At 72.4% G+C, this 25,390-nt stretch carries 22 protein-coding genes; 12 read left to right on the top strand and 10 right to left on the bottom strand.

Features of this window, described 5'->3' with window-relative positions; all coding sequences use genetic code 11:
- Positions 1-2 precede the first annotated feature (2 nt).
- The 3 genes from V3T34_RS25870 to V3T34_RS25860 are packed head-to-tail and all read right to left on the bottom strand — an operon-like array spanning position 3 to position 3,107.
- Complete coding sequence (locus tag V3T34_RS25870) at positions 3-740, bottom strand: PIG-L deacetylase family protein (RefSeq protein ID WP_305076882.1); 738 nt, start codon at positions 738-740, stop codon at positions 3-5.
- On the bottom strand, positions 740-1,918 hold the full coding sequence (locus tag V3T34_RS25865) for an acyl-CoA dehydrogenase family protein (RefSeq protein WP_305076881.1): 1,179 nt from the start codon (positions 1,916-1,918) through the stop codon (positions 740-742). The genes V3T34_RS25870 and V3T34_RS25865 overlap by 1 nt, the downstream gene beginning before the upstream one ends.
- Entirely contained in the window at positions 1,911-3,107 is a 1,197-nt protein-coding gene (locus tag V3T34_RS25860) for a glycosyltransferase family 2 protein (RefSeq protein WP_305076880.1), read from the bottom strand. The genes V3T34_RS25865 and V3T34_RS25860 overlap by 8 nt, the downstream gene beginning before the upstream one ends.
- Before the next feature lie 246 nt (positions 3,108-3,353).
- Here V3T34_RS25860 and V3T34_RS25855 point away from each other — a divergent pair, with 246 nt between their 5' ends.
- Positions 3,354-4,004, top strand: coding sequence for an outer membrane protein (locus tag V3T34_RS25855; RefSeq protein WP_060849648.1), 651 nt, complete (start codon positions 3,354-3,356; stop codon positions 4,002-4,004).
- 79 nt (positions 4,005-4,083) lie between these two features.
- Here the strand turns inward: V3T34_RS25855 and V3T34_RS25850 are convergent, their stop codons facing one another.
- Positions 4,084-4,770 carry a GntR family transcriptional regulator gene (locus V3T34_RS25850; protein ID WP_305076879.1) on the bottom strand — a complete coding sequence of 229 codons (687 nt, stop codon included), beginning with the start codon at positions 4,768-4,770 and terminating at the stop codon, positions 4,084-4,086.
- Between the two features lie 245 nt (positions 4,771-5,015).
- Here V3T34_RS25850 and V3T34_RS25845 point away from each other — a divergent pair, with 245 nt between their 5' ends.
- From V3T34_RS25845 to atzF, 8 genes are all read left to right on the top strand, one after another.
- Positions 5,016-6,617: an ABC transporter substrate-binding protein gene (locus V3T34_RS25845; RefSeq protein WP_305076878.1), complete on the top strand. Its 1,602-nt coding sequence runs from the start codon at positions 5,016-5,018 to the stop codon at positions 6,615-6,617.
- Between the two features lie 252 nt (positions 6,618-6,869).
- The gene (locus tag V3T34_RS25840; protein WP_305076877.1) at positions 6,870-7,883 is read left to right on the top strand and encodes an ABC transporter permease; all 1,014 of its coding nucleotides are present in this window, start codon (positions 6,870-6,872) and stop codon (positions 7,881-7,883) included.
- The gene (locus V3T34_RS25835; protein ID WP_060849644.1) at positions 7,880-8,776 is read left to right on the top strand and encodes an ABC transporter permease; all 897 of its coding nucleotides are present in this window, start codon (positions 7,880-7,882) and stop codon (positions 8,774-8,776) included. The genes V3T34_RS25840 and V3T34_RS25835 overlap by 4 nt, the downstream gene beginning before the upstream one ends.
- Positions 8,773-10,437 (top strand): dipeptide ABC transporter ATP-binding protein, encoded by a 1,665-nt coding sequence (locus V3T34_RS25830; protein ID WP_305076876.1) that lies wholly within the window; start codon positions 8,773-8,775, stop codon positions 10,435-10,437. Before V3T34_RS25835 ends, V3T34_RS25830 begins: the two co-directional genes overlap by 4 nt.
- Before the next feature lie 10 nt (positions 10,438-10,447).
- Positions 10,448-10,663, top strand: a complete 216-nt coding sequence (locus V3T34_RS25825; RefSeq protein WP_063920142.1) for a DUF4089 domain-containing protein — start codon at positions 10,448-10,450, stop codon at positions 10,661-10,663.
- A gap of 11 nt (positions 10,664-10,674) precedes the next feature.
- A complete protein-coding gene (locus V3T34_RS25820) occupies positions 10,675-12,057 on the top strand; it encodes an AtzE family amidohydrolase (protein WP_305076875.1) in 1,383 nt (460 codons plus the stop codon).
- Positions 12,058-12,296: 239 nt separating this feature from the next.
- Positions 12,297-12,686, top strand: a complete 390-nt coding sequence (gene hpxZ, locus V3T34_RS25815; RefSeq protein WP_091753025.1) for an oxalurate catabolism protein HpxZ — start codon at positions 12,297-12,299, stop codon at positions 12,684-12,686.
- A complete protein-coding gene (atzF, locus tag V3T34_RS25810) occupies positions 12,683-14,464 on the top strand; it encodes an allophanate hydrolase (protein ID WP_331369316.1) in 1,782 nt (593 codons plus the stop codon). The genes hpxZ and atzF overlap by 4 nt, the downstream gene beginning before the upstream one ends.
- Before the next feature lie 107 nt (positions 14,465-14,571).
- On the opposite strand, the gene V3T34_RS25805 is transcribed toward atzF, so the two are convergent.
- The gene (locus tag V3T34_RS25805; protein ID WP_305076873.1) at positions 14,572-15,780 is read right to left on the bottom strand and encodes an MFS transporter; all 1,209 of its coding nucleotides are present in this window, start codon (positions 15,778-15,780) and stop codon (positions 14,572-14,574) included.
- A 92-nt stretch (positions 15,781-15,872) separates the two neighbouring features.
- Between V3T34_RS25805 and V3T34_RS25800 the strand changes: the two genes are divergently transcribed.
- On the top strand, positions 15,873-16,448 hold the full coding sequence (locus tag V3T34_RS25800) for a TetR/AcrR family transcriptional regulator (RefSeq protein ID WP_305076872.1): 576 nt from the start codon (positions 15,873-15,875) through the stop codon (positions 16,446-16,448).
- 266 nt (positions 16,449-16,714) lie between these two features.
- Here the strand turns inward: V3T34_RS25800 and pepT are convergent, their stop codons facing one another.
- Entirely contained in the window at positions 16,715-17,977 is a 1,263-nt protein-coding gene (pepT, locus tag V3T34_RS25795) for a peptidase T (RefSeq protein ID WP_305076871.1), read from the bottom strand.
- Between the two features lie 14 nt (positions 17,978-17,991).
- Entirely contained in the window at positions 17,992-18,612 is a 621-nt protein-coding gene (locus V3T34_RS25790) for a glutathione S-transferase family protein (RefSeq protein ID WP_060849636.1), read from the bottom strand.
- A gap of 458 nt (positions 18,613-19,070) precedes the next feature.
- Between V3T34_RS25790 and V3T34_RS25785 the strand changes: the two genes are divergently transcribed.
- Both V3T34_RS25785 and V3T34_RS25780 read left to right on the top strand, forming a co-directional pair.
- Positions 19,071-20,801: a phospholipase D-like domain-containing protein gene (locus V3T34_RS25785; protein WP_305076869.1), complete on the top strand. Its 1,731-nt coding sequence runs from the start codon at positions 19,071-19,073 to the stop codon at positions 20,799-20,801.
- 58 nt (positions 20,802-20,859) lie between these two features.
- Positions 20,860-21,909 (top strand): DUF2278 family protein, encoded by a 1,050-nt coding sequence (locus V3T34_RS25780; protein ID WP_305076868.1) that lies wholly within the window; start codon positions 20,860-20,862, stop codon positions 21,907-21,909.
- Positions 21,910-21,959: 50 nt separating this feature from the next.
- On the opposite strand, the gene mqo is transcribed toward V3T34_RS25780, so the two are convergent.
- The 3 genes from mqo to V3T34_RS25765 form a co-directional block, all read right to left on the bottom strand.
- Positions 21,960-23,666 carry a malate dehydrogenase (quinone) gene (gene mqo, locus V3T34_RS25775; RefSeq protein ID WP_305076867.1) on the bottom strand — a complete coding sequence of 569 codons (1,707 nt, stop codon included), beginning with the start codon at positions 23,664-23,666 and terminating at the stop codon, positions 21,960-21,962.
- A gap of 507 nt (positions 23,667-24,173) precedes the next feature.
- On the bottom strand, positions 24,174-24,698 hold the full coding sequence (locus V3T34_RS25770) for a lipocalin-like domain-containing protein (RefSeq protein ID WP_091885743.1): 525 nt from the start codon (positions 24,696-24,698) through the stop codon (positions 24,174-24,176).
- 53 nt (positions 24,699-24,751) lie between these two features.
- The gene (locus V3T34_RS25765) at positions 24,752-25,258 is read right to left on the bottom strand and encodes a CYTH domain-containing protein (protein WP_305076866.1); all 507 of its coding nucleotides are present in this window, start codon (positions 25,256-25,258) and stop codon (positions 24,752-24,754) included.
- Between the last annotated feature and the right edge of the window lie 132 nt (positions 25,259-25,390).

The raw sequence follows: 25,390 nt of genomic DNA, 5'->3' as shown, positions 1-25,390 counted from the left end.
CCTCACGGGTCGATCTGGAGAAAGATTTCGTCGTCCCGGAGGAAGCGGGCGATCATCGCCGGCTCGAGGCGGAAGCCCTGCGGGTCGTCGGCGATGAGGGCGGTGGTCTGCGAGCGGTGGGCGCCGATCGCCGCCGCCTTGGCGTCGCGGTGGGGGGCGACGGCGAGGCGGGCGCCCCGGGGCGGCGGGCCGACCTCGGTTTCCGGCGGCAGCGTCCAGCCCCAGACCGGGTAGGCGTAGAGCGGCACGCCCGCCAAAAGATCCCGCGCCTTGCGGGCGAGCGCGGCGCTCGCCCGGTGGTCGCCATGCGGGTCGTGCTCCCAGGTCACGAACAGGGCGCCGGCCCCGCAGGCCCGGGCCGCGGCGGCGATCGCCTCGGCCGCCGCCTCGGCCCGGGGGCCTTCCGCCGGCACGAACCGGTCGGGCAGGCGCAGGAAGGCGACGTGGGCGGCGGGCAGGCCGAGGCAGGCCGCCGCCGCCAGGGTCTCGGCCTCGCGCAGGGCCCGCAGGCGCCCGGGCGGATGGCTCGGGGAGGACGGATGCGAGCCGACCCCGTCGCTCACCACGACGAGGCGGACCGGGATGCCGCGGGCCGAGGCCTCGGCCAGCAGCGCGCCGCAGCCGAGGCTCTCGTCGTCGGGATGCGGCGCCACCACGACGATCCCGCCGCTCGGCACGATGGCGCGCAGGTCGCGCCGGGGAAGCTCAGCGGCGGCGGCCAGGAAGGCATCGGCCCGCATCAGCCCGCCTCTCCCGGATTCCAGAGCCGGTCGACCGGCCCGTCGGCGGCCAGGATCGTGGCGGCGGCGGCGGTGAGCGCCCGGTCGGGTGCGGGCTGGCGCAGGTAGGTCGCGAGATCGCGCGACAGGCGCTCGAGCGGGTGGCCGCGCAGGAACCCCTGCAGGCCGACCGAGCGCTGGGCGAGCCCCAGCACCTCGAGCCCCGCCCGCTCGACCGCGAGCCGGGTGAGGCCCACGAAGGCGACGATGCGCTCGGGCGGCAAAGCGTCGTGCGCGACGAGGCCGGCGGCCCGGGCGACGAAGGACCGGGCGCCCTCGAGCGCGATGGCGCCCTCGCCGAGGCGGGCGAGCTGGTGGGGATCGACGCCGCGCCCGGTGCGGGCGAGATGACCGCGCCAGGCCTCGAACACCGCCTCGATCCCGCCGAGCTGGACCGCCGCGAAGCGCCAGGCTCCGCCGGAGAAATGCGGCTCGCGGTGGTAGTCGTCCGGCCCGCCGAGGCGGGCGAGGGGAGCAAGGCCCGTGAGGTCGACCGAGCCGGTGGCCGAGGCCCGCATCCCTTGCGCGCGCCAGGCCGAGAGGTCGGCCCGCGTGCCGGGGTCGAGGGCGACGACGAGCATCTCGGGTTCCCGCCGGCCCGGACGGCGCGCCGTCACGAGGGCGCGGGTGACCCGGCCGGCCCCGGACGCGAAGGTCTTTTGCCCGCGCAAGGACCCGTCCTCGCCAAGGACGAGGCCGTCCGCCGCCGGCTCGGTGTTCCAGACCCCGAACAGGTGGCCGGCCACGGCATCCGCCAGGAGGGCGCGCCGTTCCGCCGGGGCGGCGTAGCGCAGGACGAGGTCGAGGGCGTTGACGTGGCCCTCGTAGACCCGGCCGAGCGCCAGGCTCCCCGAGCCGACGAGGCGAAGGATTTCGGCGAGGTCGGCCGCGTCCGGCTCGCGGCCGAGCCCGGCGCCGCCCTCTTCCGCCGGGACCGGGGCGGCGAGGAGGCCGAGCCGGGCGAGGTCGGCGACGTCCTCGGCCGGGAAGCCGTCGTCGCGATCCTGCGCGTCGGCCCGGCCGGCGGCGAGCGCCGCGACCCGGCGGGCGGCGGCGACGAGGCGGGCGGTCTCGCGGCCCCGGCCGCCGGCCGGGCCGCGGAGGTCCCGGGCGAGGGAGAGATCGATCGGATCAGGCATTGCCGGCCTCCTCGGAGGCGCGGCCGAGGACCGGTGGGCCGGGCCGGACGGCGCCGAGGACCGGCAGGCCGCGCGCGCCGCGCCGCAGCCCGGCGAGGAGCAGGCGCGCCACGGCGATGTGGCGCGGCAGGGCGCCCGGGCGCAGGGGCCGGCGGGCGAGGAGCGGGCTTTGCGCGTCGATCGCCGCGAGCGCCGCCCCGAGGGTCGGCAGGCCGGCGATGCGGCGCGCCTCCGCCGGCCCGATCCGCAGCCAGGGCGCCCACAGCCCGGTGCGGCCGAGGCGCCCGGCCCCGTGCAGGCGCCGCAGCCGGCGCGCCCAGGCGTACCGGACCAGGGCGCGGCCCACCGGTTCGAGGCGCGCGTCGCAGGGGCTCTCGGGCCTCTCGCAGCGTCGGCGCATCGTGTCGGCGGCCCCGCCGGGGGCGCGGCCGTCGAGCCGGCCCGAGGTGACGACCACGATCTCGGGATCGTGGCGCACCCGGGCATCCATCCGCAGCAGCGCCTCGACGAAGGCGCGGTCCTCGCCGAGGGGGAGCGCCGGCATGCCGCCGACGGCCAGGTAGGCGGCATGCCGGACCGCGAGCGTCGCGCCCGAGCGGGTGGCGTGGCGCGGCCAGGGATCGTGCGGGATCGGGTCGATCAGGCCCTCGAGGGCGACGAGCAGCGCCTCGTAGGTCCCTTCGAGCCGTCCGCGGGCGTGGAGCGCATCGGGCAGGCGCGCGGCCTCGTCGCCGTCGAGGGCGATCCGCCCGGCGACCGCGTCGGCGCCGCGCGCCAGCGCCGCGAGGTTGCGGGCGACCCAGTCCGGCGGCACCCGGCTGTCGGCATCGGTGGTGAGGATCACGCCCTCGGCCGTCCCCTCCCCGAGCCAGGCGGCGGCCGCCTCCATCGCCTCGCGCCGGGCCCAGCCGGCCTGCGCCCCGGGATACTCGCGCTCGATCGCCCGCAAGGGGAGGCCGAGGGGCCGGGCGAGATCCGCCACGGCCTCGGCCGTGCCGTCGGTGCAGTTGTTGAGGAACAGGACGATCCCGAGGGCTCCCGCCCCGATCCCCTCCTGCCCGGCGAGCGCCCGCAGGCAGGCTCCGATCCGGTCGACCTCGTTGCGCACCGGCACGGCGACGATGCAGCGCGGCGGCGGGCCGGCCGGCTCGGGGGTTCGGCCGCGGGTCGGCGCCTCTCGGTTCGTCACGTACGGGGTCTCCGGCAGGCCGCGCAGACGGCCCGTCGAGACAATCTATGTCATACCCCACCCCAGTTCCCCGGGGTGCGACCATATCGACGCCGGCCGGCGCCGATGCCGGAACGGGCCCGGCTCCGGGCCCTGCGCGGAACCGTGCCGGGTATCCCACACGGAGTTTGCAGCTTCAAACCGCCGAGCCGTGCGCCCGGCGCCGGACCGGATGCGCATCCGGGCGAGCTCGGCTATTCTGCCGTCATGACCGGATTCGCGGATCGCCGTTCCCGCCGCCCTGCGGCCTGCCTCGTCGCCTGCCTCGGGGTGGGTCTCCTGCCGGGCCTCGCGGCCTTGCGGCCGGAACCGACCGCGGCCCAGGGCCTCGTCGGCTTCGGGCTCCTGCCCGTCTTCGCCTGGCCCCGGGCCCTGGAGGACCGCCTCGGCGAGGATTCGCGCTGGGCCGGCTCCTACGCCCGGGTCTCGACCGGGTTCGAGGCGGTCTCCTCGCGGCGCTTCGGCAGCTATGCCGGGCCGACGATCGGCTTCGAGGGCGGACGGATGTGGCAGGAGGGCCGGTTCGTCTACGGCATCGCCGGCGGGTTCGATTATCTCGCGGCGACCTCCGGCGGCCTCACCCCGGGCTTCGGCGGCCTGTCCTACACCCGCGACTTCGCCGGGGCGGTCCAGGTGAAGGTCGGCACCCTGCTGACGCCGGACGTGCTGCTCTACGCCCGGGCCGGGGCGGCGGCGGTGCACGGAACGCTGCGGGCCGGGGCGACGCCGGTCTCGATGCCGTTCTCCCGCGACGACGTCGTGGTCCGGCCGGACGCGCATGTCGGGGTCGAGTGGGCGATCACCGACCGCCTGTCGGTCGCCGTCGAGGCCGGCGTCGGCGGCTACGCCCTGCGCTGAGGCGCGCTGAGGCCAGGCCGGCCCGGCCGGTGCGGTTCGCCCGCCGGCTCCCCACGAGGGCAGCTGCCGCGAGGGCGGCTCACGCGCCGCCGGCCTCGCCCGTCGCCCGCACCAGGAGCCCCTCGACCGAGCTCTCCACCAGCGTGACGTGGCGCAGCATCGCGGCATGGGCCTCCTCGGCCCGGCCGGCGAGGATCGCCGCCGCCACCACCCCGTGCTCGTCGTGCGAGCGCGCGAGCCGCCCCGCCACCCGGAACTGCGCCTCGCGGTAGGGCTGGAGCCGGCGCCGCAAGGAGAGCGCGAAGTCGGCCAGCACCGTGTTGTGGGCGCCGGCATAGACCGCACCGTGGAAGGCAGTGTTGGCCCGCGCATAGGCCGCCGGATCGCCGGCCCGGGCGAGGTCGGCCATGGAATCGTGCAGGGCGTCGAGGCGGCGGCGCTCGAGCGGGCTCATCGACTGGGCGGCGAGCCGGGCGCAGGTCGCCTCGATCTCCGCCATGGCGACGAACAGCTCGGCGAGCTGCTCGGCCGTCACCTGCGCCACCACCGCGCCGCGCCGCGGCCGCACCTCGACGAGGCCCGAGGTGCCGAGCTGGCGCAGGGCCTCGCGCACCGGCGTGCGCGACACCCCGTAGCGCTCGGCCAGCGCCTGCTCGTCGAGGCGGCTGCCCGGCGCGAGCGCCCCGGTGACGATCGCCTCCGCGATCTCCCCCGCCAGCCGCTCGGCCTGCGTGCGCCCCGACCTCTCGCCCGACCGCCCGTCCATCCCGCCCCCGTCGCGAACCGCACCCCGACCCTGCCGCATCGTCACCCGGCTGGCCTGCCCGAAATTGCGGCGTCCGCGCCCAAACTAGATGCGTGCAAGATCTGTCTCATGCATGCACACTCCAGGTGTTGCATGCAATTTTTGATCCGGCCCGAACCGTGGCCGGTCCGAACCTTGCCTCACGGTGGCTCGTCCCCGCCGGTCGCGGGCGCTCGCCTCCTCTCGCCAGATAAGGTCCGTGCCGCATGATCACCCGCCGCACCGCGCTGACCGCCGGTCTCGCCGCGCCGTTCGTGGCGCGCTCGCAGGCGCAAGGCCAGAACCCGACCCGCAACGAGACCTTGCTCCTGGTGCAGGAATACGGGCCGAACTCCCTCGACATGCAGGGCATCGGCGCCTCGCAGCCGGTGAACGGGGTGGCGCTCAATTGCTACGACCGGCTGCTGCGCTTCAAGCCGGTGCCGATCCCGGGGGGCGGCGGCAACGCCGTGAGGATGGGCGAGATGGAGGGCGAGCTCGCCGAGAGCTGGCAGGTCGCCTCCGACGGGATGAGCTGCACCTTCAAGCTCCGCGACGCCACGTTCCATTCCGGCCGGCCGGTCACGGCCAGGGACGTGAAGTGGTCGCTCGACCGGGCGGTCTCGATCGGGGGCTTCGCCACCACGCAGATGAATGCCGGCTCGCTCGAGAAGCCCGAGCAGTTCGTGGCGCTCGACGACAAGACCTTCCGCATCGACTTCGTCCGCAAGGACAAGATGACGATGTCGAACCTCGCCGTCACGATTCCCTTCGTGATCGATTCCGAACTGGCGCAACGCAACGGCGGCGGCGATCTGTGGGCCAAGGACTGGCTCAAGAACAACGTCGCGGGCTCGGGTGCCTACCGGGTCGAGAGCTGGAAGCCCGGCGTCGAGACGATCTACGCCCGCAACGACGCCTGGGCGTCGGGCAAGCTGCCGCAGCTGCGCCGGGTCATCGCCCGCGACATCGCCTCGCCCTCGACCCGCCGGGCGCTGATCGAGAAGGGCGATGCCGACATCTCGTACGGGCTGCCGCCGAAGGACTTCAAGGACCTGATCGACGCCGGCAAGATCAAGGTCGTCGGCGTGCCGATCCCGAACGGGGTCTGGTCGGTCTACCTCAACTCTGCGGTCGGGCCGTTCACCGACGTCCGCCTGCGCCAGGCGGTTGCCTGGGTGCTGCCCTACGAGAAGATTCTTCAAGCCTCGCTGTTCGGCCGCGGCCTCGACATGTCGGGCGGGCCGGAGACGCCGCGCGTGGCGTGGCCCCAACCCTTCCCCTACCGGACCGATCCCGCCAAGGCCAAGGCCCTGGTGCAGGCGGCCGCCCCCGGCGGGCTCACGACCACGCTGCTGTTCGATGCCGGCAACGCCACGGTGGCCGAGCCGATGGCGGTGCTGATCAAGGAAGCGCTCGCCGGGATCGGCATCACGGTCGAGATCAGCAAGATTCCGGGCGCCAACTTCCGCGGAGAAATCTCCAAGAAGACCAACCCGATGGTGCTCAACCGCTTCGCCGGCTGGCTCGACTATCCGGATTACTACCTGTTCTGGACCCTGCACGGGGCGAACTCGATCTTCAACATCGCCTCGTATCAGAACCCGGCGCTGGACAAGCTGATCGACACCGCGCGCTTCACCGACGATCCGGCGGTCTACCAGAAGAGCGTGATCGACTTCGTGTCGCTCGCCGAGCGCGAGGTGCCGATGGTGCCGATCGCCCAGCCGACCCACGACGTCGCGATGCAGCGCACGATCAACGGCTACCAGTTCCAGCCCTGCCGCGAGCCGGATTTCCGGTACCTGACCAAGGGGACGGCTTCGTAAATGCCTGTTCTGATAAGATTTTTCTTCCAATTCTTTGAAGCGGACAGCACTTCCCACTCTCAAACCTCATCCTGAGGTGCTGCGCAGCAGCCTCGAAGGAGGGCTCCAGAAATCTCAGTGTTCTCTGGAGCCCTCCTTCGAGGTCAGTCGATCTTCGATCGACTAACGCCTCAGGATGAGGTCGCGAATGGGATGGACAATGGTCTTTCGACGCTGCTCTCGCAACTCGAACAGGTTCTGAGGAGTGGATTGATGCTGCGCACGCTCCTCGACCGCCTCTTGACCACGCTGCCGGCGCTCGCCGGGGTGGTCGTGGTGTCGTTCCTGCTCACCCGGGTCCTGCCCGGCGACACCGCGGCCTATTTCGCCGGGCCCGCCGCCACCCCGCAGGCCATCGCGCAGATCCGCACGGAACTCGGCCTCGACCGGCCGCTGCCCGAGCAGTTCGCTCGCTACGTCGCCGACCTCGCCCGGGGCGATCTCGGCCGCTCGCTCACCACGGGCCAGCCGGTCACGGCCGATCTCGGCGCCCGGCTGCCGGCGTCGGCCGAGCTGACCCTGGTCGGCCTCGTCCTCTCGCTCCTGGTGGCGATCCCGCTCGGGGTCGCGGCGGCGCTGAAACAGGGCTCGCTCGTCGACCATGCCTGCCGGGTGGTGGCGACGGCGGGGGTGTCGCTGCCGGTCTTCTTCACCGGGCTCCTCCTCGTCTACGTCTTCTACTTCGTCCTCGGCTGGGCGCCCGCACCCCTCGGGCGCCTCGACGCCTTCGCCTCGCCGCCGCCGACGCGTACCGGCTTCTTCCTCGTCGACAGCCTCGCGGCCGGCGATGCCGAGACCTTCCGGGCGGCGCTGGGTCAGATCGCCCTGCCGGGCCTGACGCTGGCGATCTTCGCGCTGGCCCCGATCACCCGCATCACCCGGGCGGCGATGCTGGCGGTGCTCGCCGCCGACTTCGTCCGCACCGCCCGGGCCGCCGGCCTGTCGCGGCGCCGGGTCGTCGTCACCTACGCGCTCCGCAACGCCCTGCTGCCGGTGGTGACCACGCTCGGCATGGTCTTCTCCTTCCTGCTCGGCGCCAACGTCCTGGTCGAGAAGGTCTTTGCCTGGCCGGGCGTCGGCTCCTACGCGGTGGAGGCCCTGATCGCCTCCGACTTCGCCCCGGTCCAGGGCTTCGTCCTGGCGATGGCGCTGCTCTACACGGTCCTGAACCTCACGATCGATCTCGCCTACGGGCTGATCGACCCGCGCGTCCGGGGGGCGGCATGAGCGCCTCCGGCTCCCCCGCCCTCGGCGCCGCCCGGCCCCGCAGCGGGATCTCGGCGACGCTGGCGCATGCCGGCACCGTCGTCTCCGGCAACCCGGTCACGGGCTTCGCCTTCGCGCTGCTCCTCGGCCTCGTCGCCTGCGCCGCCCTCGGGCCCTCGCTCGTGCCCTACGACCCCCTCGCCTCCGACACGTCAGTCGCGCTCCAGGCCCCGTCGCTCGCCCACCCCTTCGGCACCGACCAGCTCGGGCGCGACATCCTCTCGCGGGTGGTGGTGGCGGCAAGGCTCGATCTCGCCATCGCGGTCTTCTCGGTGGCGCTCGTCTTCGTCGCAGGCGGGCTTGCCGGGATCATGGCCGGGTTCTTCGGCGGCTGGACCGACCGGATCGTCGGGCGGCTCGCCGACACGATCATGGCCTTCCCGCTCTTCGTCCTCGCCATGGGGATCGTCGCGGCGCTCGGCAACACGGTCGGCAACATCGTGCTCGCCACCGCCATCATCAACTTCCCGCTCTACGCGCGCCTCGCCCGGGCCGAAGCCGCGCAGCGTCGCAACGCCGGCTTCGTGATGGCGGCGCGGCTCACCGGCAACACCGACCTGCGCATCGTGCTCACCTCGATCCTGCCCAACATCCTGCCGCTGATGATGGTGCAGATGTCGCTCACCATGGGCTACGCGATCCTGAACGCGGCGGGCCTCTCCTTCATCGGGCTCGGCGTGCGCCCACCCACCCCGGAATGGGGGATCATGGTGGCGGAGGGTGCGGGGTTCATCGTCTCGGGCGAGTGGTGGATCGCGCTCTTCCCGGGCCTGGCGCTCATGCTCGCGGTGTTCTGCTTCAACCTCATCGGCGACGGCCTGCGCGACATCGTCGACCCCCAGAGGCGGACATGACCGCGATCCCGCTCCTCGCCATCCGCGACCTCACGGTCGAGTTCGCCACCCGCCGCGGCCCGGTCCAGGCGGTGCGCCGGGTCGACGTCTCGGTCGCCAAGGGCGAGACCGTCGGCATCGTCGGCGAATCGGGCTCGGGCAAGTCGGTCACCTCCTACGCGGTGATGCGCATCCTCGACCGGGCCGGGCGCATCGCCGGCGGCGAGGTCGATTTCTCCGGCATCGACCTGCGCTCCGCCTCCGAGCGCCAGATGCGCGACCTGCGCGGGCGGGAGATCTCGATGATCTTCCAGAATCCCCGCGCGGCACTCAACCCGATCCGCAAGGTCGGCCACCAGATCGAGGACGTGCTGCGCCAGCACGCGGAGGCCGGCTCGGGCGATGCCAAGGCGAAGGCCATCGCGGCGCTCGACCAGGTGAAGATCGCCCGGGCGTCCGAGCGCTACCACGCCTACCCGTTCGAATTGTCGGGCGGCATGTGCCAGCGGGTGGTGATCGCGCTGGCGCTCGCGTGCCGGCCGCAGCTCCTCATCGCCGACGAGCCGACCACCGGCCTCGACGTGACGACCCAGAAGGCGGTGATGGACCTCGTCACAGGCCTCACCCGCGAGCGCGGCATGGCGAGCGTGCTCATCACCCACGACCTCGGGCTCGCCGCGACCTATTGCGACCGGATCGTGGTGATGGAGCAGGGCCGGGTCGTCGAGACCGCGCCGGCCTCCACCATCTTCCGCGCGCCCGCCCACGCCTATACCCGCAAGCTGATGCAGGCGACGCCGCGCCCCGGCGTCTCCTTGCGCGATCTCCTGCCCGAGGGCGCGCCCGCCGCGCCGACGGCGCATGCCGAGGCCGCGGGGGCGCCGCTGCTGGCGGTCTCGGGGCTGGTGAAGGAATACCCGAAGCCGAAGGCCCTGCTCTCGCGCAAGCCGGCGGAGGCGCCGTTCCGGGCGGTCGATGCCTTGAGCTTCACGGTCGCCCGCGGCGAGAGCGTCGGCCTCGTCGGCGAATCGGGCTGCGGCAAGTCCACCACCTCCACCATGGTGATGCGCCTCCTCGACCCGACCGAGGGCTCGATCGTGTTTGCCGGCGAGGAGATCGGCCGGGTGCCGGCGGCGCGCTTCGCCCGGCATCCTCTGCGGCCGAAGATCCAGATGGTCTTCCAGGACCCGACCGATTCCCTCAACCCGCGCTGGACCGCCTCCCGCGCCATCGCCGATCCGCTCAAGCGCTTCGGCACCGTGACGGGCTCCGACGCGATCCGGGCGCGGTGCGAGGAGCTGGCCCGCCTCGTCGGCCTGCCGGTCGAGCTCCTCGACCGCTTCCCGCACCAGCTCTCCGGCGGCCAGAAGGCGCGGGTCGGCATCGCGCGGGCCATCGCCCCCTCCCCCGACCTCGTCATCCTCGACGAGCCGACGGCGGCCCTCGACGTCTCGGTGCAGGCTTTGGTGCTCAACCTCCTCGCCGACCTCAAGCAGGCGCTCGGCATGAGCTACCTGTTCGTGAGCCACGACCTCCAGGTGGTGCGGATGCTCTGCGACCGGGTGATCGTGATGCGCTCCGGCCGCATCGTCGAGGAGGGTCCGACCGAGGCGGTGCTGGGCGCGCCGCAAGCCGAGTACACCCGCGCGCTGCTCGCGGCGATTCCCCACCCACCCGTGTGAGGGCCGATCCATGACGACACCTCCTCCCTCTCCTCCCCTTCCCATCGACGACGTCTCCGCCGGTGCGATCGTCGACGCGATGGTGCCGCTCGCCGGCATCCCCATGGCGCCCGAATGGCGCGGGACGGTGATCACCGCCGTCCAGGCGACGGCGGCCGCCGCCGCCCTCCTGCTCGACTTTCCGCTCGACGACACCGTCGAGCCGGCGCCGGTCTTCCGGGCATGAGGGAGGAGCGCGTGACGACCGACACGGCCGCCGGGATCGCCGCCGCCGTGGCGGCGGGCCGGCTCACCGCCGGCGACGCCGTCGAGACGGCGCTCGCGCGGATCGCCGCCCTCGATCCGGGCCTCAACGCCTTCACGGACGTGACGGCCCCGCGTGCCCGCGCCCGGGCCGCGGCGATCGACGCCGAGCGCGCCGCCGGCCGGAGCGTCGGGCCGCTCGCGGGCGTGCCCTTCGCGGTCAAGAACCTGTTCGACGTCGCCGGCCTGCCGACCCGCGCCGGCTCGAGGATCAACCGCGAGCGGGCGGCGGCCCCCCGCGACGGCGCCCTGGTGCGGCGGCTCGAGGCGGCGGGCGCGGTGCTGGTCGGCGCCCTCAACATGGGGGAATACGCCTACGACTTCACCGGGGAGAACGCCCATGACGGCCCCTCGCGCAACCCGCACGACCCCGCGCGGATGACCGGCGGCTCGTCGGGCGGGTCCGGCGGGGCGGTGGCGGCCGGGATGGTGCCCCTGGCGCTCGGCTCGGACACCAACGGGTCGATCCGGGTGCCGTCGGCCTTCTGCGGCACCTTCGGGCTCAAGCCCACCTTCGGCCGGCTGTCGCGGGCGGGCTCGTTCCCGTTCGTCGGCAGCTTCGACCACCTCGGACCCCTCGCCCGCTCGGTCGCCGACCTGGCGCTCTCCTACGATGCGATGCAGGGCGCGGATCCCGACGATCCCTGGCAGGCACCGCGCCCGATCGAGCCGGTCGCGGACGCGCTGGTGCAGGGCACCACGTCCTTGCGGATCGCGGTCGCCGGCGGATACTTCGCCCGCGGCGGCGAGGCGGATTGCTTTACGGCGGTGCGCCTCGCCGCCGAGGCTCTGGGCGCCCACCGCACCGTCGAGATCCCGGAAGCGGCGCGCGCGCGGGCCGCCGCCTTCATCATCACGGCGGCGGAAGCCGCCGGCCTCCATCTCGACCGGCTGCGGACGCGCCCGGGCGATTACGACCCGGCGGTGCGCGACCGCCTGATCGCCGGCACGACGATCCCGGCCGCCTGGGTCCACCGGGCGCAACGCTTCCGCAGCTGGTACCGCGAGCGGGTCCTGGCGCTCTTCGACGAGGTCGACGTGATCCTCGCCCCCTGCACGCCGTGCCGGGCGCTCCGGATCGGCCAGGCGACGATGGAGCTCGACGGGCTCACCGTGCCGGCGCGGCCCAATATCGGGGTGTTCACCCAGCCGATCTCGTTCATCGGCCTGCCGGTCGTCGCCGTGCCGGTGCGGGTCGGGGGCGGGCTGCCGCTCGCCGTGCAGGTGATCGCGGCGCCGTGGCGGGAGGACCTGGCCCTGCGGGTGGCCGGAGCGCTGGAGAGCGCGGGCGTCGGGGCGGCGCCGGTGGCGGGGTAGAAGCAACCGACTGAATTGACCCCCTCCACGTCATCCCGGGGCCGCGCAGCGGAACCCGGGATCCATAACCGCCAACCTTTCAGGATGAGGCGGCAGGCCCACCGCTTCGTTCGGAACCGTCAGCGATTATGGATCCCGGGTTCTCGGCAAGCCTCGCCCCGGGATGACGTGGAGATTGATGGATGCGGGGGCCTGAGCCTTGTGCCGTGCAGTCAGGTAGGCCTGAAAGGATGATTTCCATGGATATCGACAACCCCGAGGTGAAGGCCGAGGTCGAGGCCGCCTTCGCGGCATACGAGACCGCCCTCGTCACCAACGACGTACCGACCCTGGAGGCCCTGTTCTGGGACGATCCCCGCACCATCCGGTACGGCATCGGGGAGAACCTCTACGGCATGGATGCGATCCGGGCCTTCCGGCGGGCGCGCTCGCCGGTCGGGGTCGAGCGGCGCATCGACGAGACCGTCATCACCACCTTCGGGCGCGACTTCGCCACCGCCTCGACCCTGTTCTGGCGCGAGGCCCATCCCGGCAAGGTCGGGCGCCAGATGCAGTCCTGGGCCCGGCTGCCCGAGGGCTGGCGCGTGGTCGCCGCCCATGTCAGCCTGATCGACGAGGTGCCGGCGTGACCGACTTCCCCCTCACCCTCGCCCAGTACCGCGAGGCCTACGCCTCGGGCGCGCTCACGCCCGCGCAGGCCGTGCGCGAGGTCTACCGGCGCATCGCCGCCCACGACGACCCGGCGGTCTTCCTCGCCCTGCGGCCGGAGGCCGAGGTGGCGGCGGAGGCCGCGGACCTGCCGGCAGGCCCGCTCCACGGCATCCCGGTCGCGGTCAAGGACAACATCGACGTCGCGGGGCTGCCCACCACCTGCGCCTGCCCGGATTACGCGCGGCCCGCCGCGCAGGACGCCGCGGTGGTGGCGCGGCTCCGGCAGGCCGGGGCGCTGATCATCGGCAAGACCAACCTCGACCAGTTCGCCACCGGCCTCGTCGGCATGCGCTCGCCCTACGGCGTGCCGCGCAACACCCTCGACCCGGCGCTCGTGCCCGGCGGGTCCTCGTCCGGCTCCGCGGTCGCGGTGGCGGCAGGGCTGGTGCCTCTGGCGCTCGGCACCGACACCGCGGGGTCCGGCCGGGTGCCGGCGGGGCTCAACAACATCGTCGGGCTCAAGCCCACGCTCGGGGCGCTCTCGACCCGCGGCGTGGTGCCGGCCTGCCGCACCCTCGATTGCGTCTCGGTCTTCGCGCTGACCGCGGCGGACGCCTTCGCGGGGTTCTCGGCGCTCGCCGGGTTCGACGCCGCCGACCCGTTCTCGCGTCCCGTTCCGGTCGGGCGGCCGGGCCCGCACCCGCGGCGCATCGGCGTGCCGGATGCGGCAAGCCGGCGCTTTGCCGGCGACGTCCTGTCCGAGGCCGCCTTCGACGCGGCGCTCGCCGACCTCGAGGCGCTCGGCGCGACCCTGGTGCCGGTCGACCTGACCCCATTCTTCGCCGCCGCCGCGCTCCTCTACGACGGCCCCTGGGTGGCCGAGCGCTGGGAGGCGATCCGGGGCTTCATCACCGCGCGCCCCGAGGCTTTGCACCCGGTCACCCGGGCCATCACCGAGCGCGCCACCGCCTTCTCGGCCGCCGACGCCTTCGCGGGCCGCTACCGGCTGGCGGAGCTGCGCCGCGTCACCGAGCCGGTCTGGCACGCGATCGACGCGCTGTGCGTGCCGACCTTCCCGCGGCCGCAGACCGTCGCGGCGCTCGCCGCCGACCCGATCGGCCCCAACGCCGAGCTCGGCACCTACACCAACTTCGTCAACCTGCTCGACCTCTGCGCGCTGTCCGTCCCGAGCCGTCCACGCGCCGACGGCCGGCCGGCCGGCCTCACCCTGATCGCGCCCGCCGGCCGCGACGCGGCGCTGATCGCCCTGGGCGACGCCCTCCACCGCGCCGGCGGCACCCCGATGGGTGCAACCGGCGCCCCGCTGCCGTCGGCGCCGGAACCGGCCTCGGCCGGCGCGGACGAGATCGAGCTGGCGGTGGTCGGCGCGCATCTCTCCGGCCTGCCGCTGAACGGCGAGCTGACGGGGCTCGGCGCGCGCCTCCTGCGGGCGGTCGCGACCACGCCCGACTACCGGCTCTTCGCCCTGCCGGGCGCCGGCCCGCGACGCCCGGGCCTCGTGCGGGTGGAAGAGGGCACCGGCACGGCGATCGCCACCGAGGTCTGGGCCCTCGCGCCCGAGGCCTTCGGCCGCTTCGTCGCGGCGATCCCCGCCCCCCTCGGCATCGGCACCCTGCGGCTCTCCGACGGCACGACGCCGAAGGGGTTCCTCTGCGAGCCGGAGGGCACGCGCGAGGCCGAGGACGTGTCGCGCCACGGAGGATGGCGGGCCTATCTGGCGGCGGGGCGGGGGTAGTTTTTTCGGGCGGGGGGCCGCTCGACTCGCTCTCCAGTCCCGTCCCTGCGGGGATGCCGGTTGCGGCATCCCCGCAGGGACAAGGCCACGGCCGGGACGGAGCCCCCTTACGCCACCGCCACCTCCCGCCGGGCCTGCGCCCGGATCACCGCGAGCCCGCCCAGGCTCACCGCCAGGATCACCCCGGCATAGAGGTCCGCCGTCGCGGCGTAGCCGAGGCTGCGGGCGAGGAAACCGGCGGCGACGGCGGGCAGGCTGAAGGCGAGGTAGCTCTGGACGTAGAAGGCGGCCAGGAGCCCGGCCCGCTCCTCCGGCTCGGCGAGCGGCATCACCGTGCCGAGGCAGCCGAGGAAGCTGGCGCCGAAGCCGGCGCCGGTGACGAGGGTGCCGAGGATCAGGACCGGCACGCTCGCCGCGTGGATGCCGGCGACCACCGCGACGACGCCCAACGCCGTGGCGAGCACCCCGAAGGTCAGGTTCTCCCGGGCGCCCGCCGTGCGCCGCACGAGCACCGAGACCGCGCCGGCGACCATCAGGGCGGTGACGACGGCCCCGCCGGTGAGCGGCGCCCGGCTGCCGGTGGCGGCGGCGACGACCGAGGGGACGAGCGACAGGTAGAAGCCGCCGAGCGTCCAGTTGGCGAGGTTGATCGGCGTCACCAGCGCCAGAGGCCGGCGGATCCGGGGCGGCACGGCCATGCGGGGCCGCAGCGAGGCGAGCGCCCCGGGCCGCAGCGCGCCGGTCTCGGGAATGCGCCGGATCGCGAGCGCCAGCCCGGCGAAGACGAGGAGCAGCCCCCCGTAGACGAGGTGGAGCGGCCAGGGCCCGTACTGGATCAGCGCCGAGGTGCCGAGCGCCCCCAGCGCCATGCCGGCGAGCGGCGCCACCGCGTTGACGACCTGGCCGCGGGCGCGATCGACATCGACCAGGGCCGCGCCCAGGGAGGCGGCGGCGATGCCGGTGGCGAGCCCCTGGACGATCCGGGCGACGACGAGCCAGCCCGCCCCCTCCCCGACCAGCAGGAAGAGCCCCATGGCCAGAGCCTCGAGCGCCAGCGCCCCGGCGATCACCGGGCGGCGCCCGAGATGGTCTGAGAGCGACCCGGCGATCAGCAGGGCCTTGAGCAGCGCGACCGCGTAGACCGCGAAGACGAGCGTCACGAAGACCGGCGAGAGCGCCAGGGTCTCCTGGTAGATCCGGTAGAGCGGCGTCGGGGCGGCGGCCGCGGCGAAGAACGCCCCGAGCGTCGCGGCGTGGAAGACGAGCGGGTCGCGCCAATGGGGGCTACGCCACCGGAATCCTTGACCTTCGCGCATCGCTGTGGCCCTTAAAGCAAATCCGTTGCGTTAACGATCTAGCGCCGCGGGACGCTAAAAGCAAATTATTTGCGTTTGGAGGACGGGGAACGATGGTGGAGCGGGAGGGAGGGCCGCGCCCGGGCGGGCGCAGCGCGCGGGTCCAGGCCTCGGTCCACCGGGCCACCCGCGACCTGCTCGCCCGGATGGAGCGCACCGCCGTGACGATCCCGCTCATCGCCGCGGAGGCCGGCGTCACGCCCTCGACGATCTACCGGCGCTGGGGCGAGCTGAACGAGCTTCTGGCCGACGTCGCCGTCGAGCGCCTGCGCCCGGACATGGTGCCGGTGGAGACCGGCCACGGCCGCGGCGACCTCCTGGCCTGGGCCGAGCAATATGCCGAGGAAATGTCGTCCGATCTCGGCCGCGAGATGATCCGCGACGTGCTGGCGGCCGAGGGCGCCGCCGGCCCCCGCCGATGCTGCAGCTACGCCCGCCAGCAGATCGCCCTCATCGCCGAGCGCGCGGCGGCCCGGGGCGAGGCGTTCCCGAGCCTCGACGCGGTGCTCGACGGCGTCATCGCGCCGATCCTGTTCCGGATCCTGTTCGACGAGGCGCTCGGCAACGCGCGCGTCGGGGAGCTGGTCGCGCGGGTGTTCGAGGGCGATCGACGCGGCGACGATCCGTAGTTTTCACGAACCACGGAATGCCCGCATCCCTCCCTCTCTCGACTTCATCCTGAGGTGTCAGAGCCTGTTCGATACACGCAATAGGTCAACGGATGATCTTGCCTCCCACACGCAACCTCATCCTGAGGTGTCAGTCCATCGCAGATGGACTGACACCTCAGGATGAGGTCGAGAGCAGGATAGGCCACGCCCCTCGTCGGCAGCCGGATCCGCCCGGACGGGCTTTCGGGATGAGGTGGCGCGTCGGATGAAAGCCTCCGCCCGGGTCATTTCGACCCCGAATCGACGCTCCCCTCCCCCGCCGCCAGCCCGCAGATCCGCCGCGTCACCCGGTACGACGCCGCGAAGGCCGGGACCGGCAGGAACTCGAACCGGGAGTGGAAGTTGCTGGCGCCGGTGAAGTAGTTCGGGGTCGGCAGGCCGCGGGCCGAGAGCGCCGCGCCGTCGGTGCCGCCGCGCATCGGGATTTCCTTCGGCGCGATCCCCTCCGCGGCCAGCGCCGCGAACAAGAGGTCGACGGAGCGGCGGTCGTCGCCGAGGCTGTCGTGGATGTTGCCGTAGGTATCGGTGATCCGGCAGTCCACCCGCCCGGTCGGGTAGAGCGCGGCGATGTCCTCGGCCACCGCGTGCAGGCGCGCCTTGCGGGCGGCGAAGCCCTCGCGGTCGAAGTCGCGGATCATCGCCTGGAGGCGGGCCTCGCCGGAATGGGCCTGGAGGCCGTTGAACCAGACGTAGCCCTCGCGCCCCTCGGTGGCCTCCGGCGTCGCCGCCCGGTCGAACCGGCCGATGAAGTCGTGCGCCATCAGGAGCGGGTTCACCATCACGCCCTTGGCCGACATCGGATGCGCGGCGACGCCGGTGAACACGATCTCGGCGCCGGCCGCGTTGAAGGTCTCGATCACCACCTCGCCGACCGCGCAGGCGTCGATCGTGTAGGCGAAGTCGCAAGGGAAGCGCGCGAGGTCGAGGGCCTTGGCGCCGCGCAAGCCGATCTCCTCGTCCGGCACGAAGGCCACCACGATGTCGCCGTGCGCGTCCTCCGGCGCCAGGGTGGCGAGCAGCGTCATCACCACGGCGATCGCCGCCTTGTTGTCGGCCCCGAGCACGCTCGTCCCGTCGCCGACGATCACGTCCTCGCCGCGATAAGCCGCGAGCTCGGGATGCTCGGCGGCGCGCAGCCAGATGTCCTCGGATGGATTGAGGCAGAGGTCGTCGCCGGTAAACCTTAGGACCTGCGGGCGGATCTCGGGCGACAGCCCGACATCGACCGTGTCGAGATGGGCGATGAAGCCGATCCGCGGCGCGCCCGGCCGGGTGCCGGGCTTGCGGGCGGTGAGGATCGCGTGCGCGTCGAGCACCACGTCGTGGAGGCCGAGCTCGCGCAACTCCCCGGCCAGCAATTCGGCCAGCCGGAGCTGGCCCGGCGTGCTCGGGAGGGCGGTCGCGCGGGCGTCGCTCTGGCTCGGCACGGCGAGGTAGCGGAAGAAGCGCGCGATCAGCTGCGCCCGGAGCGCGGTCTCGTCCGTCATGGCGTAGGCTCCCATCAGCTGAGCGCGACCGAGAAGCCGCGCTGCACCGCCGGCCGCGCCATCAGGGCGTCGTACCAGCGCCGCACGTTCGGGTACTCGGCGAGGTCGACCCGGTGCCGGGCGTGGCGCCAGGCCCAGCCCAGGATGGCGAAATCCGCGATCGAGAGGTCGCCGGCGACGAACTCTGTTCCCGTCAGGCGCCGGTCGAGCACGCCGTAGAGCCGGTGCGTCTCCTTCTGGTAGCGGGCGAGCCCGTAGGCGCGGTCCTTCTCGTCGACCGAGAGGAAGTGGTGGACCTGGCCCGGCATCGGCCCGAAGCCGCCCATCTGCCACATCAGCCATTCCATGGCCTGGACCCGGCCGCGGCCGGTCGGCGGCAGGAAGCGCCCGGTCTTCTCGGCGAGGTAGACCAGGATCGCGCCGGATTCGAACACCGGGAGCGGCGCCCCGTCCGGCCCGTCGGGATCGACGATCGCCGGGATGCGGTTGTTGGGGCTGATGGCGAGGAAGTCGGGCTCGAACTGCCGGCCCTTGGTGATGTCGACGGGCTCGACCCGGTAGGGGAGCGCCATCTCCTCGAGCGCGACGCTGATCTTGCGCCCGTTCGGGGTGTCCCAGGCGTAGAGCTGGATCATTCGGTGCATCCTCCGGTGCCGGGGACGGACCGTAATGCGGTTCCGCCCCGGAGTCGTGTCAGTTCTCCGGTCGGCCCGTCCGCCGCGACCGCGCGCCAGCCTCTCCACCGGCCTTGACGCGACGATCACCGGATCGTCTCACGCGGGGATGACGACCGGGATACCCGGTTCGTTTTCAGACACGCCCAAGTCATGATTGGCACCATCGAGCGATATATGACTCCTTCATGCCTCTTGTTTTGACGCCATATCATTGCGGTTCGCGATTTTTACGACTGATCGGTCGCCTCGAAATCCGATCCGATTCGGACGATCGACGTCTCGACCCTATTTTCAGTCGATCTTCGATCTGAAACGGGAGATTCATGCCATATAACCGGTAATACAATTGTCAAAATTGTGAAATATTGTTATGTCATCCTGGCAATCAACATTCCTTTGGCGGGGAGGCACGGGGGATGCGCGCGCGTGCGACGGGCGGATCGATCGACCTGCGAGCGATTGCGGGCACGCGCGTCGTGCTGCTCGCGATCGCCATCGCCGAGGAGGCGCGCGCGGGCCTGCTCGGCTTCGCCATCGCGCGGATGAACGGGTCGGTGCCCGACTGGCTCGAAGGCCGCAAGGTCTTCCGCTCGGTCGTGCCCCGGCCCGATCCCCAGGACCGTTTTCCGAGCAACCTACATCCGATCCAGAGCCTGATCTGGTCCGACTACGAGGCCAAGCCCGGCACGACCACGCGCTACCGCGTCCAGCCCGTCTACGGCAGGCCCGCGGCCCCAGTCCTCGGCGAGGGGACCGAGATCACGGTGACGACCGAGGACCCCACGACCGGCACGCACGGGATCTGGTTCAACCGCGGCGCCATCGCCTCGCAGGCCTTCTCCAGCCATTTCCAGAACCGGCCGCCGGAGGACGAGGACGATCCCGCCGATCCCGAGGTGCGCTGGCTCTCCCGCGGTGCCCTCGATGCCGCCCTCGCCTTCATCGACCGCGCACAGGACGGCGAGGCGCTGCGGGTCGCCGCCTACGAGTTTACCTACGCGCCGATCCTCCGCGCCCTGAAACGGGCGGCCCGCCGCGGGGTGGACGTCCGGATCGTGCACGAGGCCGGCCAGGACTACGACCGGGACGACAAGCGGCTGGAGGACACCTCCGCCACCGTCGCGGCGCGCAACGCCATCGCGGCGCTCGGTCTCGACCGCCAGGCCAACCTGCAGCTCATCCCGCGCACCCGCCGGCGCAAGATCCCGCACAACAAGTTCATCGTCTGGATCCGGGCGGGCGCTGCCCGCGAGGTCCTGACCGGCTCGACCAACTTCACCGCCTCGGGCTTCATCGGCCAGACCAACGTCCTACATGTCGTGCGCGAGGAGGGCGTGGCGCAGGCCTATCTCGACTACTGGACCGTGCTGTCGCACGACCCCGCGACGCCGACGCTCTCGACATGGACGCAGGAGCGCACCCCGCAGGACGCGCTCGACGCCCTGACGGCCGTGCCCGGCACCACGCCATTCTTCTCGCCGCGCAAGAACGACGCGATGCTGAGCTGGTACGCGGCGCGCATCGCCGGCGCCCGAGAGACGGTGATGTTCACCGCCGCCTTCGGCGTGAACAAGCTTCTGGCAGCGCAGTTCGGCATAAACCGGGACTTCGTGCGCTTCCTTCTGCTCGAGGATGCGCCCGACCGGGAGCTGCGCGACAGATTGAAGGGCGATCCGGACGTCGTGGCCGCCTACGGCGCGCTGCTGGGCGCCTATGCCGAGGGCAAGAAGGCGTTTCCGGCGACGAGCCTCGACGACTGGTTCCTGAAGGAGGAGCTATTCCGCAAGCAGGGCCACATCTTCTTCATCCACACCAAGTTCCTGCTGATCGATCCGCTCGGCGACGATCCGCTGGTGTGTACCGGCTCGGCGAACTTCTCGTCCTCATCGCTCACCGGCAACGACGAGAACATGCTGCTGATCCGCGGCGACACCCGGGTGGCCGACATCTACCTGACCGAGTTCGACCGCCTCTTCCGCCATTTCTACGCGCGCCAGACTATCGACCGGCTGGCCGAGCGGGGGGCGCCGCTGGCCGAGGCCAAGTTCCTCGACGAGACGGCCGGCTGGCTCGACGCCTACGTCGCACCCGGCCGGATGAAGACCAACCGCCAGCGCCTGTTCTTCCCCGCCTGGCCCGCCCGCTGACCGAATCGGCCCCCGAATCGATCCGTCGCCGCCGAGACACCGCCCGGGAGAACCCGTCATGCCGCTCAAGACCTATTCCGTCCTGAAGGGCCGTCCGATCAACAACCGCCTCGCCACCGGCCGCAGCCCGCATTACCAGGTGCTGGTCTCGGCCAACGGCGAGATGCATCGCATCGCCATCAACGTGCAGTCGCAGGACGGCAGCGAGGTGCAGTTCCTCGTCCGCTCCCGCTTCGAGCACCCAATCACCGCGGCGCTGGCGACGCTCCCCGAGGGCGTGAACCCGGCCTCGAGCCGACCGGACGGCGTCGCACTCGACTACATCCGGGGCAACCTCATGCAGCCCTGGGAGTTGAAGCCGCTGCCCCTCTCGGCCGCCGGGCCGGACAACGACCTCAACGAGAAGCTCGACGCCTATGTGCAGCGCGCGATGGCGGACGAGGAATCCTGGATCTATGCCTTCGGCGAGACCTGGGGACCGGAGGAGGACAAGGCCGACCGGTATTTCGGCTTCAAGCCGGGCCGGGGAATCCACGACATCCACATGAACCAGGGAAACCCGCCTGGGCGCTTCGCCGGCGACAACGGTCCCTATCAGGATGGCGGCCTGATCTTCCGGTTCCCGCGCGAGGAGCAGTGGGTGGCGGTGTTCCTGAAGTTCCAGACCCAGGCCTGGCACTCGGACGACGCCTCGGCGAATCCGGCGGTGCCGCCCGATCCGGGTCACGGCGGAGAGCCGCACGCGCCGGTCGACCGCGACCGCATCCCGCCTCGCGACGTGCCGGACGGGCTGGTGCGCATCATCGCGGCTCTCGTCAACGACACCCATACGCCGGAGCGCGAGACGGTGACGCTGCTCAACACCGCGGACGTCTCCGTCGACCTGACCGGCTGGTCGCTCAAGGACAAGCAGAAGAACGCGATGCCGCTCACCGGCACGATCGCGGCCGGCGCGACGCTGACCGTGGCGGTGCAGGCGCCGGCCACCCTGTCGAACAAGGGCGGCATCATCACCCTCCTCGACGAGAAGGGGATCAAGGTGCACGGCGTCGCCTACACGAAGGAGCAGGCGCGCCAGCCCGGCCGCACCATCCCGTTCCAGGGCTGAATCCGGCCCGTTCCGGGTCCGACCGGCGATCCCGGTCGGACCCGGGCGGATCAGGGCGCCAGGTCGCCCACCGGCCCCTTGACGGGGGCCTCTGTGCCGGAAGCGCTGACCGGGAGCGGCTTGAGGGTGCCGCGGTCGATCGCCGGCGGGGTCGGGAGCTGCAGCTGGCCGCTGGTATAGGCCCATTCCTGGGCCACCTTCTCCGGATCGTCGTTGAGCTTCCCGCCGAAGCTCGGGACGATCTGGCGGATCTTGGCCTGCCACTCGGGGGTGGCGACCTTCTGGGCGAAGACCTTCTGGAGCACGTCGAGCATGATCGGGGCGGCCGTCGAGGCGCCCGGCGAGGCGCCGAGCAACGCCGCGATGGTGCCGTCCTTGGCGTTGACGATCTCGGTGCCGAGCTTCAGCACGCCGCCCTTGTCCTTGTCGCGCTTGATGATCTGCACGCGCTGGCCGGCCTGCCACAGGCGCCACTCGCCCTTCTTGGCGTTGGGGAAGTACTCGCGCAGCGCCGCCATCCGGTCGTCGTCGGAGAGCATCAGCTGCCCGGCGAGGTACTCGACCAGCGGGTACTCGTCGATGCCGACCCGCATCATCGGCCAGACGTTGCTGCTCGTGGTCGAGGTGAGCAGGTCGAGATACGAGCCTTCCTTCAGGAACTTGGTCGAGAAGGTCGCGAACGGCCCGAACAGAAGGACGCGCTTGCCGCCGAGAACCCGGGTATCGAGGTGGGGCACCGACATCGGCGGCGAGCCGACCGAGGCCTTGCCGTAGGCCTTGGCGAGGTGCAGCGTCGCGACGTCCGGGTTCTCGTTGATCAGGAACGAGCCGCCGACCGGGAAGCCGGCGTAATCCTCGCCCTCCGGGATGCCGGAGGCCTGGAGCAGGTGCAGGGCGCCGCCGCCGGCGCCGATGAACACGAACTTGGCGTCGACGCTCCGGCGCGAGCCGTCCTTCACGTTGCGCGCGGTGACCCGCCAGGAGCCGTCGGCGTTCTTCGTGATGCCCTGGACCTCGGTCGAGACGTCGAGGCGGAAGGTCTTCTGGGCCTGCAGGTGGGCGACGTACTGGCGGGTGACCTCGCCCCACTCGACGTCGGTGCCGAGCGGCGACCAGGTGGCGGCGACCTTCTGGTTCGGGTCGCGCCCCTCCATCATCAGGGGGACCCACTTCTTCAGCTGCTCGGGGTCGGTCGAGAACTCCATCCCGGCAAACAACGGGCTCGCCTGCAGCGCCTCGTAGCGCTTCTTGAGGTAGGCGATGTTGTCGTCACCCCAGACGAAGCTCATGTGGGGGGTGTAGTTGATGAAGGTCTTGGGGTCCTTCAACACGCCGTTCTTGACCTGCCAGGCCAGGAACTGGCGGGTGATCTGGAACGCCTCGTTGATCTCGACCGCCTTGGCGATCTCGATCTTGCCCTTCTTCTCGGGCGTGTAGTTCAATTCGGCCAGCGCCGAGTGCCCGGTGCCGGCGTTGTTCCAGCCGTTCGAGCTCTCCATCGCCACCTTGTCGAGGCGCTCGAGCATGCGGATCGACCAGGTCGGCTCCAGCTCGTTGAGCCACACGCCGAGCGTCGCGCTCATGATGCCGCCGCCGATCAGCAGCACGTCGACCTTGTCGGCGCCCTGCGCCAGCGCGAGGGAATCGGGCAGGGCCGAGGCCGCGAGGCCGGCGGCGGCGCCCCCGAGGATCCGGCGGCGGCTGATCCCGGTCGGGGCAGTGGCCTTCGGGCAGGTGGTCGTGTCGTCGGCGCGCATGGCCCAATCCCGTTCTCGTTCAGGCCGGTCCGGCGGCGCGAGGCGCGCGCGGCTCCGGTCGTGACAGGCGTCCGCTCGCGTCGCGCGGGATAGGGCCCGCACGGCGCGTCAAGCCATTTTCGGGGTGGTTTCCTCGGTAGGAGCCGCTGTCGCGGGGCCGCGGTACCCCGACCCGGTCTGGTCGGTCCCTCGCGGCGAAGAGTCCCGGTCCGCTCGATCGGACGCGCGAGGCGGCGCGGATTCTGCGATCCGCTGGCCGGCCCCGGGCGGTCGCGACCGCCTGGGACGAGAAGAACGCTGGCGGGTTGAGCTCAGCGGTTGTGCGGCCGCCTCATAGACGATGCGGACGCGAAGGACAATCGCCGCTCCGCGCCCGCGGCCGATTCCATCATCGGCCGGCGCGGGCCGTGCTGAAGAGCATCAACGCTTCCTCAACGGCGCCCCGGCCGGCGACTTGGCGTATCGGGCTTGGGATATCGGGATCCGGTCCGCGCGGGGCGCCCGCGCTCAGGAGGCGCGGCGGAACCGGATGAGGCTGCGCGAGGGCTTGCCCTCGTCCCAGTTCGGCATCTCCCGCCAGGGGGTGGTGACGTCGGCGGTGTCGCCGTCGATGTGGATGGTGCGCCGCTGCTCGGTGCCGACCCATTCGGGCGCCCAGGCGGTCTGCACGCTCGTCACCCACTGGTCGCCCTCGACCCGGTAGCGGCCGATATAGGCGACCAGGGTGTGCATCAGGGCGGCGCGGTCGGCCTCTGACCTGGCCGGCTTGCGGTCGCTGCCCTCGAGGTTGAACGCCACCCAGCCGTCGGGCGTGAAGATCACGCGCCCGCGCGGCGTCTCGCCCATCGCGTCGACGAGCTTGCCGGTCGCCTTATCCTCGACCTTGTAGGAGACGAGCTCCCAGGTGCCGACGATCCGGCGCGCCAGCGCCTCGCCGGTCGGGGCCGTCTCGCCCGCGGCCCCGGCCGGCACCGCCCCGATCGCGACGGCGAGGGCGAGCCCGCACAGGGACGTCTTCAGGAATCCGGTCATCGTGTGGTCCTTCCTCGGGGACCGGGACGGGGCGTCCGCGGTCGTGTCGAGCCTCACAGCCGCGCCGCGACGACCTCGGTCAGGGTCACGGGACGGCCGGCCTCGCGGGCGAGCCGCAGCAGCGTCGACTGGCGGAAGCGCGCGTCGGCGGTGATCTCGCGGCCGATCCAGTCCGGCAGGACGAGGGGCTGTCCCTCGTGCTCCAGCTCGACCTCGGCCAGGACCATGCCGGCGAGGGCGCCGCCATACTCGTCCACCACCCACTCCATCCCGTCATGGGGCACGCAGTGGCGGGTCTTCTCGATCAGGCAGGTCTCGCAGACGAGGCCCAGCATCGCCTCCGCGTCGGCCCGCGGGATCTCGTACTCGAATTCCGGCCGCGCCAGGCCGTCGCGCCGGCCCTTGACGGTGATCCAGGCCTGCTCCTCGTCGAGCCGCACCCGGACCTTGCCGCCGGGAAACTCGCCGACGAGCCCGTCGGTGAGCCGGCGCCGGCTCACCGCGCGCTTGCGCCAGCCCGCATGGGCGACCATGAACTTCCGCTCGACCTCGTACCGCATCGCCCTCGACCGCGCGCCCTGCCCGGGCTCCGACCCCGGCGAATGTCCGGCGGGCTCGGCCGCCACCGGCGCGGCGGGGCTGATACCCGATCGGGCCCGTGAGAGCCAGGGCCGGCAGCCTAGGCCGCGCGC

Origin of the sequence: Methylobacterium ajmalii (assembly GCF_036448855.1) — a bacterium.
Lineage (GTDB): Bacteria > Pseudomonadota > Alphaproteobacteria > Rhizobiales > Beijerinckiaceae > Methylobacterium > Methylobacterium ajmalii.
This window is presented reverse-complemented; position numbering and strand designations above follow the sequence as displayed.